Genomic DNA, 13355 nt, shown 5'->3' on the forward strand with positions numbered 1-13355 from the left:
CGATGTCCTCAGGCGTCGCGAGACGCGCGCGCCACTTCACGACGAGGTCGGCCGGTGGGACGCCGCACGACGGGTCGTCGGCATCGACTCGTGGCCTGCGGCTGGCGACAAAGCGGTAGACAGCGTTGCGCCAGGATGTTGGCACGACGCGGATGGCCACCGCAGCCTTCCACGGCCAGGGAAGTCCTCGCGCGACCGCGACCACCGCGTCGGACTGCATGTGAGCCGCACCGTCCCACACCACAAGAGTGGACTTTGTGACGGCGGGCGCGAGTCCCGCGCGCACAACGACCGCCCGACCCACCTCCCCAGCAGATCCGGCGATCAGAAACCGTTCATGGGCGTCGTGCCGCACCAACCATGCGACAAAGCCGTTGCACAGGCCGCACTCGCCGTCAAAGACGACGACGGCGGGCGCTCTATCCATGGCGTCAGGGTACGGCCTTGCCTGGCAACGCCAGCCGCTTCAACCCCGCGCCCCACTCTTGGGCCCGGTGGAGTTCGCCTTCCTTGAGCATGCTTCCCGCCCTGCGCACCGCGCGCTGGTTGAGGACCACGAACCCTTCGCCGCTGGTCAACACCTGACAACCTTTGGCTCTGAGGAGCCGTTCGATCGTTGACGCTCCTCCGCGGCCCACGAACCCCTTGACCCTGGTATCGAAGGCCGCAGCAGCTACCTCCGTCTCCGGGAGGTCCCGCAGCCACGTGCGCAGCAGGGGCTGCTCCAGGTCTGCGGGCAACTCCCCGGAGCCGACGGCGCGACGCGAGACGCTCTTCAGCGAGTCGGCGGTGGGCAGAGACATCCCGTGGACCGGCGATCCGACCACGAGCAGATCGAAGCCCACGACGTCGTCAGGCGACACCTCACCGGTGTGAGCGACGCGGGTTGATGGCCCGATGCCGTCAGCGATGGCGCGTGCCACGGCGGCAGTGTTGCCCCACAGCGACTCGTACACCACCAAGGCATCCATGTCTTAGGTCTATGCCTCGGAGGGTATGCGGGCCCGGGACCATGGTCCGATGCCAGCGACCGCCGGTTGACTATGCGCGCGAGGCGAGAAGCTGACCCCACTCGTGCGCTCGATCGATTTCGCCTGCGCGAAGCATGCTCGCAGCGGCCTTCACATTCTTCTGGTTCACGATGTAGAAGCCCTGAGAGCGGTCGGCGATCCGGTACCCGAGCTCGGTGAGTGCTTTCTCAATGCGGCTCGCACCGCCGTGGCCGAGGGGTCCGCGCACGCGGGTGTCGAAGGCCGCCGCGACAGCTGACGCCTGGGGAAGGCCCTCGAGCCACGCTCGCAGGGGCGGCTGCGACACATCGGGAGCGAAGTCGCCGGGGGTGAGAGGCCGCTCGGCCACGGACTTCTTGGAACTCTCGGTGGGAAGGTTGAACGCGTGGACGGGGGCGCCGAGGACGAGCAGGTGGGCGCTCGCCGCCTCGGCGGGTTCGATCTCGCCCGTGTGGCGCACGAGCGTGCCTTCGCCGATGCCTTCCCCAATGGCGTGCGCGATGGCGGCAGTGTTTCCCCAGAGCGATTCATAAACAACGATTGCAGGCATGACTTCATCCCATCGGATGGCTCGCGCGCACACAAGGGACCAAAGCCATCATGATTCCTCAGGGCCAGCACCGCAGTTTCGCGGTGAACCTTGCCGCCAGCGCCGAGCACGCCGCAGGCCCCGCCGTGACACGGTCGGGGCCTGCGGGCTTGTGGCGCTACTGAGGCGTGCTCCTACTACTTCACCGAGCAGGCCTCGCCATTGAGCCAGAACTGCTCGGGGGGAGCCTCCCGCAGCGCTCCGGGGTCCCCTATGAAGCCGACCGTGGTGCGCTTTCCCGGCTTGATCTGTGCGTTCCACGAGTGACTCTCGGCGGTGACGGTGGCACCTTGTTGGCTCCACTGAGCGCTCCAGGCCTGGCTCGTCACCTCATCGTCGCCAGGGTAGGCCCACGACAGCTCCCATCCATTGATGGTGCTCTGGCCGGTGTTGCTGATCCAGATCTGTGTGTTGTACCCACCCGGCCAGCTGCCATGGACGATGTAGTCCACCTCGCAACGAGGAGCGGGCGTGCCGGCGCCGGAGTCCTGATCCGCCAGGAACGATGCCGCCCACGACAGTGCCGAGTTCCAGTTGACCGTAATCTCGTTGGTCGACCATGACTGAATGTGGTCCACGTAGCACAGTTGCGGTGCGCAGTCCGCGTCCGGATAGAGGTTGGCGAAGGTGGGATCCCACGTGCCAACGTCCGTGTTGGGCCCGCCCGCCACGGAGCCGGGCGGCGGGTGTGGCAGGTCTGGGTTGAGCTGCGCCGAGAACCACCGTGAGTGCTGGTTCTCGCTATACACATCACCCCAGCCGGTGATGTAGGACAACCCGAGTGCATTGCGTCCCAGCAGGTAGTCCATCGACTCCACCGCAGCATCGAGGTACGGTGCCTCACCGGTGAGGTCGTAAGCGGTGCCGAGGACCACAATGTTGTTGAGCACTTGCGAGTTCGAACCCCACACGAACGCATCGTCCGGAAGCGCGAGCCCGAACTCCTGAGACTGCTGCACCGCCACGATAGCGTCAGCACCGGCGAGGACCTGGTCCACAACGTCGTCCCTGGCGGAGAACCCATTGGGCACTGTCGCCAGGTTGATCTTGGCGATGGCGTCCAATTGGTCCCAACTGAAGGCCGTCAGGGGGAACGAGTCCTGGTCTTGCACGGGGGAGGCAAGCAAGAAGTCGGCGTACTGCTGGTCACCCGTTGTGAGGAACAACTCTGCCGCCGCCCAATAGAACTCGTCGGAAACGTCGTCGTCGTTGTACGGACCGCCGCCATTATTGCCGTCGGCCGCGGGGGCGTACACCTCCGGGTTGTCCAGCGCAGCGTTCCACGTGGACTTCGCAGCCGCTAGCAGTTCTGCGGCGAATGTCGAGTCGTACGGAGCGAACAGTCTGGCACCTTGTGCCGCCGTCGCCGCGAGATTGAGCGTGGCGGCGGTGGAGGGGCGGTGCAGGTAACGCGCCTGCCCGTCGTTGACGGGCAGCAGGGGCAGGCCGGTCCAACCGTAGTCGTGGATCTTGTGGTGGACCATTCCGGCGTACTGCTCGCCTTCTGGCACCTGCATCGACAACATGAACTCAAGCTCCCACCGTGCCTCATCCAGTACGTCGGGAACGCCGTTGTTGTGCTCAGGCAGGTTCAGCGTGTTGTCACCCAGCGCGCCAGCATCCGTGCTCGCGGCGGTCTTGGTGCGCTCAAAAGTGCCCAGCAGTTGAGTCGTGGCGATCCCGCCATTGACTACGTATTTTCCGTGGTCGCCAGCGTCATACCAGCCGCCGACTACGTCGAGCGTGTAGTCGCAGGTCCACGGCTCGCCGTACACCGTCTCCGACTCATCCGCCGGTTGGCAGGGCACGTCCAAGTCGCCCTGATTGACCGCACCGTCAGCGGGAGAGGAGACGTGTCCGGCCGCACGCGCGTAGGCGTCGCCCACGATGCTGGCCTCGATCTCCGTGCCCGACCGCGCCAGGTAGAAGTAGTTGAGCGCGTCGAGTCGCAACTGCTCGTAGAGGTCGTCGCCAATGACGAACTGTGCGCTCGTATCTGCGTCCGCCTGCAACGTGTAGACGCCGGGCGTTGTCGTGGAGGAGAAATCGATCCCATGGACGTTCGCTCCCGCGGAGTCGTCGACGCCAAGGGGAGAGGTGGTGCCCGTCGCGACCGCAGTACCCGCTTCATCGACAAGGGACCAGTCGAGCGGCTCGGTGGCGTCGGTGACGAGAGTGGCGTTCTTGGGGCCTCCGGTGAGGTAGCCCACCTGGTTGACCTTGACCCTCGGTCCCGTTTCTGGCGTGTAGCGCGGCAGTTCGGCACCGCCCACGAGCGACACGTTGTCGACACAGAAGTCCCATGACTCGGCCGCTCCGCCTACCTGGAACGCGATCTGCAGGTTGCTCACCTCGTCGTCGAGTGTGAAGCTCGACTGATAGGACTCGCCGCTGCCAGGAACCGCGTTGATCTCGGTGTAGACGGTATATGGGGCTCCGTTGACGCCCACAAGCGCCCTGACCGGCCCCGAGCCACTCGCATCGAATGACAGGGTGTAGTCGCCAGCGGGCAGCACGAGGTCGTTGTACACGAGTCCGACGTCCCATGGGTTGGCGGTGCCTGCCGGGACCGATGCGCAGAAGCTGCCGTCTGCAGTCGTGGTCGACGCGAAGCTATACTGCGCGAACGGGTCAAGACCGTCGTCGAACGTGCCGTTGGCGACAAATTCGATGCCAGGCGCGGACACGGAAACGTCGTCCACACAGAAGGTGAAGCCGCTCGAGGCGCCGCCCAGCTGGAAGGCCACCTGAGGATCCGTCGCGTCCTCATCCAGGGTGAAGCCCACCTCGTAGTGGACCATGTCGTCCCCAGGGATCGCGTTCACCTCCGAATAGACCGTGTAGGCGCCGCCGTTCTGGGCGACGATCGCGCGCACCGGCCCGTCGCCAGAGGCGGAAAAGCTGAACAGGTAGTCGCCGGCGGGCAAGGTCAGGTCGTTCTGGCCCATGCCGACGTCCCACGGATTCGTGGTGCCTCCTGGGACCTCGCCGCAGAACTGCGTGCCGTCGAACTCCGCGGAATCAAAGCCGTAGGTGAACCAGCCAGCCTCGCCGGCCTCAAAGTCACCGTTCGTCACGTCTGCCGAGGCAGGAGCGAGGGTCACAAGTCCAAGAACTGCCGCGCCGATGGCGGCCATAGTCGTGCGTGTCAACGTCGGTGTAAACACGTGTGAACCTTTCGTTGGGGGTGCGAAAGTGCCCATCAGCGGGCCCCTTTGCCCGCCGCGATGACGCTAGCAAGAAACGTTTCGATGTGCCGGTTTTGTACCGGTTCATACCGAAATTTACCCCGGTAGCAGGCCTCATGATCGAGAGCGCTCCCACTTGCGAAGCGCTTCCCTCGCCGTCACTGCCCGCGGCTTCCAAGCATCTGTGACAACTGATGCGCCGCCCGCTTGACCGATGCGGCATGGGCCGCGGTGGGGTGGGGCGCGGGGGCTTACGGGCTCAGGGGCGACGGCTCCGAGACTGCCAGCAAGGTGCCCGTGTCGTCTTGAGCCGCCACCCTCCACGACATGTCTTCAAACACGTAGGGGCCGATGGCGTCGGGTTCGGACGTGCCGCCCACGTGAACCTCGGTTTCCGTTCCTTCCCACGTCCAGTAGCCGACTCCCGAGGAGTCGAGCACCGTGACGAGGTACATCGTCGCGCCGTCAACGGGGGTCCAGGTGAGCAGCGGCCGGGGACCCGGGTCCGCTGCAGTGACGGCGATGGTGTCGAGGTAGTCGCCGATGGCGAACTCGCTCGACGTTGCCGTGGTGGTGGCCGATGGTGCGGGGCTCGCCGATGCGTTGCCTCCGTCGGAGGAGCAGCCGGTGAGCAGCAGGGCAGCGCACGCCAGGACGGGGAGGGTTGTCCTCAGGACCGGCGCGCGCATCACAGGTCCTCCATGTAGTCCTGAATCTGGATTTGCGTGTCAACCCAGCCGGCGCTGGCCGCCGCCCACCACGTCCGGTTAAGCGTGGCCTCGTCGCCCGCATCGAAGGCATCGGTGGCGCGGCCGAGGAGTTCAGACTCGTACGCGCTGCGCAGGTCAGCATCGCCGTCGAAGACGCCTGCCCTGACCCCTGCCGAGATCATTGCGAGGAGGTCGGTGAGGCTCAGACTTGCGGGGTCCGCGCTTGCGGCGTCGAGCAGGTCCCCGATGACGAATTTCGCAACGTGCCGTAGCGCAGCACGGCCCTCCGAACACGACCGCGACGTGCCGCCAGTGACGCTCTCAGCGAAGTCGAGGAACTCGCGCAACGCGAAGCCGTCCAGGGTGCCCGCGTTGTAGGAGGCCACGACGCGTTCCCCGCGCGCCGCGAGGTCGCTCGCGCGCCGTGAGAGCTCGTCGCTCGACGGCCCTGAGTCTGCTCTCCTCACCGCCACCCACGTGCCTCCCGGGCCGCTCGTCGTGCCGCCGCCCGCGACGACGGATTCCGTGAATTCGTGATTCCACGTTCCGGAGACCAGGTCGCACGACACGTCGCGAGTGACCATCTGCCCCACGGGATTTCCAAGTTCTGCCGGGCTGAAGGTGAAGTCCATGCCGAGCGAATCCTCTTGAACGCGCAGGCTCGCGAGAGTCAGCGTGAGTTCGCCGTCCGACATCCCGACTTCCCCGCTACCCATGCCCCGCGCGGAGACGCCGCTGGTGGGTTCCGTCATGAAGACCGTGAGTCGGTAATTCCCGGTGACGGAGGTGCCATTCTTGGAGAAGGAGAGGGTCCCCGCTCCCTGGTAGTCCGGTGCGAAGGGGTCTTCGCCGCCGAAGTCCACGCTCCCCACATAGGACAAGGATCCGGCCCAGTCCCCGTCTTCCACGTCGACGGCCGTGGCATGCGCGGAAGCGACGGGAATGATGACAAGTCCGACGGTTGCGGCGCATGCCGCTGCCGTCGTCCGAATGCGCTGCGGAGAGCGTCTCATACGGCGAGATTACCAGCGATAGGGACAAAGGTCCTGGGCAGGCGGACCGCGACGCGGTTCACCGATCGGTGCGTCGCAACACCTCAGTGAGTTGCTGCGCGGCCTCGGTCACCGACCGTGCATGCACTGCCGCCGGGTGCGGAGTAAGGCGTTCGATGGGACCGGAGATTGATACGGCCGCGATGACGGTGCCCGCCGTACCCCAGACGGGGGCAGAGACCGAGCTCACGCCCGGTTCGCGCTCACCGGCGCTTTCGGCGTGCCCTTGCGCGCGCACCAGCGCCAAATCGGCCGCGGTGAACCGGGCGCCCTCGAGGCCTGCGTGCATCGTTGCTGCATTGGCCCACGCGAGGAGCACTTGGGCGGCCGAGCCGGCATGCATCGTCATGGCGGTGCCCACGGGGATGGAGTCGCGCAGCCCGACCGGTCGGTCGGCGGCCGCGATGCAGATCCGCTGGTTGCCGTGCAATCGGTACAACTGCGAGGACTCGCCCGTGCGGTCGCGCAGCACCGTGAGGACGGGTTGTGCGGCCGCCACCAAGCGGTCCTCGCTGACGGCTGCGGCGAGTTCACTGAAGCGCGGGCCCAAGACGAAGGCGCCGGACGGGTTGCGGCCCACAAGGTGGTGGTGTTCTAGCGCGAGAGCGATGCGGTGCACGGTAGGCCGTGCCAGGTGGGTGGTCTCCACCAGTTCGGCAAGCGTTGCAGGTCCGTGTTCGAGCGCACCGAGGATCGCGGCCGCCTTGTCAACGACGCCAACGCCGCTATGATTGTCCATAGAGCGATACTAGCGTCTCAAATAGTGAGATGTCGAGTAGTGAGAAGTGGAGACCGGAGGGCAAAGATTGCCCATCCGAAGGAGGAGCGCATGGGAAACACGCTTGCCGAGAAGCTGTGGCGGGATCACCTCGTCACCAAGGGCGAGGACGGCGCGCCCGACCTCATCTACATCGACCTGCACATGTGTCATGAGGTCACGAGTCCTCAGGCGTTCGAGGGCCTTCGGTTGGCTGGCCGCCAGGTGCGCCGTCCAGACCTCACGATTGCGACCGAGGACCACAACACCCCCACGCTCAACATCGACCTGCCGATCGCGGATGAGACCAGCCGCATCCAGATCAACACGCTGCGCGACAACGCCAAGGAGTTCGGCGTGCGCATCCACTCGCTTGGTGATGCCGACCAGGGCGTCGTCCACGTCGTCGGCCCGCAGCTTGGACTGACGATGCCAGGCATGACCGTGGTGTGCGGGGACTCCCACACGTCGACGCACGGTGCGTTCGGCGCCCTCGCCTTCGGCATCGGCACCTCAGAGGTGGAGCACGTGCTCGCCACGCAGACGCTGCCGCTCAAGGAATTCAAGACGATGGCCATCAACGTCAATGGCACGCTGCCAAAGGGCACTACAGCCAAGGACGTCATCCTGGCCGTCATCGCCAAGATCGGCACCGGCGGCGGCCAGGGATACGTGCTCGAGTACCGCGGCGAGGCCATCAGGTCTTTGTCCATGGAAGCCCGCATGACGATCTGCAACATGTCGATCGAGGCGGGTGCTCGCGCCGGCCTCATCGCGCCGGACGAGACCACCTTTGAGTACGTCAAGGGCCGTCCCCACGCGCCTGAGGGCTCCGATTGGGACGCCGCGGTCGAGTATTGGAAGACGCTCGTGACGGACGACGACGCGGTGTTCGACACCGAGGTCGACCTGGACGCCTCGGAGCTCGAGCCCTTCGTGACATGGGGGACCAACCCCGGCCAGGGCCTCCCGCTGAGCGCCACGGTGCCGAACCCTGAGGACTTCCCGGAGGAGTCGGACCGCACGGCTGCCGAGAACGCGCTCACGTACATGGGCCTCACGCCAGGCACCAAGCTGCGCGACCTCGACATCGACACCGTGTTCCTCGGCTCGTGCACCAACGGCAGGATCGAAGACCTGCGCGCGGCGGCCGACATCATCAAGGGCCGATCCAAGGCGCAGAACACTCGCTTCTTGGTGGTTCCAGGCTCCGCCCGTGTGCGGCTTCAAGCAGAGGCAGAGGGCCTTGACAAGGTGTTCATCGACTTCGGCGCGGAGTGGCGCAACGCAGGCTGCTCCATGTGTCTTGGCATGAACCCAGACCAGCTGAAGCCCCAGGAGCGTAGCGCCTCCACCTCGAACCGCAACTTTGAGGGACGCCAGGGCAAGGGCGGTCGCACCCACCTGGTAAGCCCGCTCGTGGCCGCCGCCACCGCCGTGCGCGGCACGCTGTCCAGCCCCGACGACCTGGAAGACGCCCCCGCGGCGCTCGTGTAAGGGAGAACAGTCATGGAGAAGATCACCACTCACACCGGCGTCGGCGTGCCCCTGCGGCGCTCCAACGTGGACACCGACCAGATCATCCCGGCCGTCTACCTCAAGCGCGTGACGCGCACCGGCTTTGAGGACGCCCTGTTCGCGGCGTGGCGCGGCGACCCCGACTTCATCCTCAACAAGCCGGAGTACGCCAACGGCTCCGTGCTGGTGGCGGGCCCCGACTTCGGCACCGGCTCTTCGCGTGAGCACGCGGTGTGGGCGCTCAAGGACTATGGCTTCAAGGTGGTGTTGGCGTCACGATTCGCCGACATCTTCCGCGGCAACTCGGGCAAGCAGGGCCTGGTGACGGGAATCCTCAGCCAAGAGAACGTCGAGTTGCTGTGGAAGCTGCTTGAGGCAGAGCCGGGCAAGCAGGTCACCGTGTCTCTCGAGGACCGCACCGTCACCTGCGGCGAGCTCACCGTGCCGTTCGAGATCGACGACTACGTGCGCTGGCGCCTCATGGAAGGCCTGGACGACATCAGCCTCACGCTCAAGCACGAAGAGGACATCACCGCGTTCGAGGCGACTCGCGACGCGTGGCGCCCCAAGACCCTTCCCGCCAAGACGGAGCCCAAACAGCACGTCGTCGCGGCGCGCCCCGCTCAGTAGACGATGCGGGCGCGCGAGTCGGACCCACCCGGCTCCACTTGGGCAGTGACGCGGCCGCTCCCGCACCGCAAGGCGGCCGCTCTCGCCGTCCCCGCGATCGCATCAAACGTCGCCGTGCCCGTAGCGGGCCTGGTCGATACCGCCGTGCTTGGCCACTTCGCGCAGGCCGTCGACATCGGCGCCGTGGGGCTTGGCGCGGCCGTCGTGTCGACCCTGTTCTGGGTGTTCTCGTTTTTGCGACCGGGGACGACGTCCCTGGTTGGGCGGTCACTTGGCGCGAGAGACGCGGTGGGTGCTGCCCGCCACCTCCAGCGCGCAGGAGCGCTCGCCGCACTCCTGTCAGCCGTGTGGCTGGCCGTCCAATGGGCGCTCGTGCCCGGCATCCTTGCGGTGCTCGCGCCAGCCGGGCCGGAGCGGTCCACCGCCTTGGAGTACACGCTGATTCGTGGCATGTCACTGCCTGCACTCCTGGTGACGCTCGTGGTCGCCGGGTATTTCATTGGCGCCCACAACACGCGGATACCGCTCGTGGTCGCCACGGCGACTGCCGCCATGAACGTCGGCCTCGACTTTGTGTTCGTCGCGGGCTTCGGCTGGGGCGCCACCGGTGCCGCATGGGGAACCTTCGGCTCCGAATGGGTGGGCGCTGCGCTTGCCGTGGCCCTTCTGCGGCGCCGGCTCACGCCAGCGCAAAGGGCGGTGGTGCTCGACTGGCGGGACCGGGGCCTGCGCACCGGCTGGGGCGCGCTCGCACGGTTCAACTCGGCGCTCATGGCCCGCACCGCGCTGCTCATGGCGGTGGTGACGTTCGTGGCGTCGGTGGGATCCCGGTTCGACACGGAGACGCTCGCGGCGAACGCGATCATGCTCCAACTGATGCACGTGTCGTCGTACGCACTCGACGGCTACGCGAACGCCGCAGAGGCTCTTGCTTCGCACTCCGCTGGCAGGGCCGACGCTGGGGGACTGAACGCCGCGGCGCTGGCCTCCGCGCTGCCGATGGTGGTGATCGCCGCGTCGTTGGCCGGGGTCTACTGGCTGGGAAGGCACGGAATCCTGACGGTGCTGACGGACTTGCCCGACGTGAGATCCACCGCGCTCGACTACTGGGCGTACATCGCGCTGCTGCCATTGCTGTCGTGGGGAGCGTGGTGGCTAGACGGCATCTACCTGGGGGCCGGCAAGTCAGGACTGATGCTGGCGTCCATGCTGGTCTCGACGCTGTTCGTGTTCCTGCCGATCCTTCTGCTGGGAGCCCACATCAACGGTTCGCTCACGAATGACCATGTGTGGCAGGCCTTTCTTGGCGTCAACGTGGCCAGGCAGGTCACGCTCGCGGTGCTGTACCCACGGCTGGTCAAGACCCTGGCATAGGGCACATGATCTCGTGATCGGGAACACTCTGGAGCTGCTTTTGCTTGAATAGGACATGGCCGACACCGTTGTAGACCACGCCCACGCCATTGAGGCCCCCACGCTTGACCGCACGGCGACGGACGGCCTGCGGGTCGCGGCCGCCGCACTCGTGTGTGGCGCCGCCGTCTTGCTGTTCGCGGTTCACGTCCGGCCGTGGGGCTACGTCCCGCTGGTGGCGGGGGTGGTACTCGCATGGTTGATTGACCGCTTCCTTGCGCGCGATCTCACGCTGATCGCGCTCGGCCAAGTCATCATCTCCACCATCTCGCTCAAGGCGGACCTCTCCAACGCCGGGATCGCGAGGTTTGCTGCTGCGCTCGGTCTGGCGGTGCTCATTCCCTACGCGCTCTCGCGCTGGGTGCTACGTGACCACGCGATCCGGTTTCCGATGCGCGGCGGCTGGCCATGGACGCGCGCGCAATGGGGGTACATCGGCGTGGTCGTGGTGGCCGGTTACCTGATCCTGCCGTACTACTTCATCGGCTCAGGCGTGTATCGCAATTGGCCGGAGGCGACCGGTGCCGACGAGATTGGCCGGCTCTTCGTCGGCGTCAACGCTGTGGGGATATGGGACGAGCTCTTCTTTGTGGCCACGGTCTTCACCCTGCTGCTGCGTCATTTCCCTGTGTGGCTCGCCAACGCGCTTCAAGCGCTCGTGTTCGTGTCGTTCCTGTGGGAGCTTGGCTACCGCGAGTGGGGACCAGTGCTGACAGTGCCGTTCGCGCTGATCCAAGGGTGGATCTTCTCGTGGGCGCGGTCGCTGCCGTACGTCGTCACGGTGCACTTGTTGTTTGACGCCGTGGTGTTCGGCGTGCTGGTGCATGCCCATCACCCGGATCTGCTTGACGTCTTTGTGACGGCTCCCTAGGAGTCGCCCGGCCACGTTCGGTGCTTCCTAGCAGTGCATGAGTGTACGAATCGCGGTTCAGGTGTTCACTCATGCACTTCCAGGATGCACGGGCCGGAGTCGGCGTGGGGACGCAGGGGGGCAGGGCTCAGTCGCCCAGCCACGCTCGCGTGCCGAACGATCGGATGGATCGGCCCGCGACCTCGGACGCGTAGGCGAGGTCGGCCTCGAAGCGCTCGTGGTCCCAACCGTGCTCCGCGATCCGCCCAGTGAGTGCGCCGTGGAAGAAGTCCCCGGCGCCGCTCGTGTCCACCGCGTCAACCGGTTCCACCGCGACCGTTGCTCCAGGCACGGCGATTCCCTCCGCTCCACGCGTCACCGCGGCGCCCGCGACGCCGTGATCCAGGAGGTAAGCGAGCACCGCCTCCGCATCCCGCGTGACGCCCGGTGGGGCGAAGTCGCGCGACACCACCGCGACCGTGCTGGCGCGCAGCACATTGGGGGTGTGGGGTTTGAAACTGCCCAGGTCAGCCACGACCGGGACGCCTCGCGCACGTGCGGCCGCCGCAATGGGCAGGGCAAGGGCGGGGTGGTAGCCGTCGAGCTGGACCGCGCCCACGCCGTCAAGCAGTTTCTCGACGACGCCGGGTGCCAAGGGGCGTGCGCCGGCAGCAGACGCCGACGACGAGGGGGAGACGACGGCCCTGTCACCGCTGCCACGCGACACCAGAATCGATGCGACCACAGCGTCGGCGTCGGTGTGCACGGCCCTGACCGTCACGGAGCAGGACTCGAGGTCGGCGCGAATGATGCCCGCGATCGGGCCTTCTGGCAGCGCGGTCACCAACGTCACCGCCGCGCCGAGGTGGGCGGCAGCCACGGCGGCGTTGGCCGCGGGGCCCCCTGCCGCGACCACGGAGTCGAGCGCCACCGTCTTCTCGTTCGAAGCAGGTGGGCGTTCCACCAACTGGATCACGTCGAGCGTCGCCAGGCCCACGAAGAGGCACCTCATGGTCATCGCGCCGCGAAGGCTAGTCGGCCAGCGAGGCCCACATAGGCGGCCGCGAAGCCGCGGCGCATCCAATGGACCACCGGCGGGCGCGACAGCACGTGCTCTCTGACGGCCGACGCGAAGAGTCCGTATCCCGCGAACACCACGAAGGTCATGGCCATGAACACCGCACCAAGGCCCACCATGGCCCGCCACGGCGCGGGATCGCTGGATGCCACGAACTGCGGCAGGAACGCGAAGAAGAACACCGTGAGTTTGGGATTGAGCAGATTGATGAAGACGGCGCGACGCACGATGCGCCACGCGGGCGCGCTCGCGCCGTCGGGGGCAGGGTGGAGGTCACTACGGTCGCGCCACGTCAGCCACGCGAGATACAGCAGGTAGGCCACCCCAGCCCACTTGAGCGCAGAGAATGCGACGGCGGAGGCATGCACGACCGCTGCGAGGCCAGTGATGGCTGCGACGAGGTGCGGAACGATGCCGACCGTGCAACCGAACGCTGCCACGGTGGCCGCGCGTCTGCCCTGGCCCAGGCCGGTGCTGATCGTGTACAGCGCCCCGGTGCCGGGAGTCACCACGACCGCGAGTGCGGTGATGAGGAACGCGACGCTCATGCGGCGAATGCT

The 13355-nt window shown here is 66.6% G+C and carries 13 protein-coding genes; 4 read left to right on the forward strand and 9 right to left on the reverse strand.

Annotated elements, in window-relative coordinates; translation table 11 throughout:
• The 7 genes from QZZ33_RS10060 to QZZ33_RS10090 all read right to left on the reverse strand — a co-directional run.
• Positions 1-427: DCC1-like thiol-disulfide oxidoreductase family protein (locus tag QZZ33_RS10060; protein WP_291379811.1), on the reverse strand; the 427-nt coding region annotated here is incomplete at its 3' end.
• A 4-nt stretch (positions 428-431) separates the two neighbouring features.
• Complete coding sequence (locus tag QZZ33_RS10065) at positions 432-971, reverse strand: hypothetical protein (protein ID WP_291379812.1); 540 nt, start codon at positions 969-971, stop codon at positions 432-434.
• A 70-nt stretch (positions 972-1041) separates the two neighbouring features.
• Positions 1042-1560: a hypothetical protein gene (locus QZZ33_RS10070; protein ID WP_291379814.1), complete on the reverse strand. Its 519-nt coding sequence runs from the start codon at positions 1558-1560 to the stop codon at positions 1042-1044.
• A gap of 176 nt (positions 1561-1736) precedes the next feature.
• Entirely contained in the window at positions 1737-4766 is a 3030-nt protein-coding gene (locus QZZ33_RS10075) for a glycoside hydrolase family 9 protein (RefSeq protein WP_291379816.1), read from the reverse strand.
• A 272-nt stretch (positions 4767-5038) separates the two neighbouring features.
• Complete coding sequence (locus QZZ33_RS10080) at positions 5039-5476, reverse strand: hypothetical protein (RefSeq protein WP_291379817.1); 438 nt, start codon at positions 5474-5476, stop codon at positions 5039-5041.
• On the reverse strand, positions 5476-6510 hold the full coding sequence (locus QZZ33_RS10085) for a hypothetical protein (protein WP_291379818.1): 1035 nt from the start codon (positions 6508-6510) through the stop codon (positions 5476-5478). The genes QZZ33_RS10080 and QZZ33_RS10085 overlap by 1 nt, the downstream gene beginning before the upstream one ends.
• Before the next feature lie 58 nt (positions 6511-6568).
• The gene (locus tag QZZ33_RS10090) at positions 6569-7288 is read right to left on the reverse strand and encodes an IclR family transcriptional regulator (RefSeq protein ID WP_291379820.1); all 720 of its coding nucleotides are present in this window, start codon (positions 7286-7288) and stop codon (positions 6569-6571) included.
• Between the two features lie 90 nt (positions 7289-7378).
• Between QZZ33_RS10090 and leuC the strand changes: the two genes are divergently transcribed.
• From leuC to QZZ33_RS10110, 4 genes are read left to right on the forward strand one after another with little or no spacing between them, the layout of a single operon-like run.
• Positions 7379-8803 (forward strand): 3-isopropylmalate dehydratase large subunit, encoded by a 1425-nt coding sequence (gene leuC, locus QZZ33_RS10095; RefSeq protein ID WP_291379821.1) that lies wholly within the window; start codon positions 7379-7381, stop codon positions 8801-8803.
• Between the two features lie 12 nt (positions 8804-8815).
• Positions 8816-9454 (forward strand): 3-isopropylmalate dehydratase small subunit, encoded by a 639-nt coding sequence (leuD, locus tag QZZ33_RS10100; RefSeq protein ID WP_291379822.1) that lies wholly within the window; start codon positions 8816-8818, stop codon positions 9452-9454.
• A 45-nt stretch (positions 9455-9499) separates the two neighbouring features.
• Entirely contained in the window at positions 9500-10828 is a 1329-nt protein-coding gene (locus tag QZZ33_RS10105) for an MATE family efflux transporter (RefSeq protein WP_291379824.1), read from the forward strand.
• Between the two features lie 55 nt (positions 10829-10883).
• On the forward strand, positions 10884-11738 hold the full coding sequence (locus QZZ33_RS10110; protein WP_291379826.1) for a CPBP family intramembrane glutamic endopeptidase: 855 nt from the start codon (positions 10884-10886) through the stop codon (positions 11736-11738).
• Between the two features lie 127 nt (positions 11739-11865).
• On the opposite strand, the gene QZZ33_RS10115 is transcribed toward QZZ33_RS10110, so the two are convergent.
• Positions 11866-12735, reverse strand: coding sequence for a PfkB family carbohydrate kinase (locus QZZ33_RS10115; protein ID WP_291379828.1), 870 nt, complete (start codon positions 12733-12735; stop codon positions 11866-11868).
• Positions 12732-13343, reverse strand: a complete 612-nt coding sequence (locus QZZ33_RS10120; protein WP_291379829.1) for a LysE family translocator — start codon at positions 13341-13343, stop codon at positions 12732-12734. The genes QZZ33_RS10115 and QZZ33_RS10120 overlap by 4 nt, the downstream gene beginning before the upstream one ends.
• Positions 13344-13355: the final 12 nt, after the last annotated feature.

The organism is Demequina sp., from assembly GCF_016278775.1.
Lineage (GTDB): Bacteria > Actinomycetota > Actinomycetes > Actinomycetales > Demequinaceae > Demequina.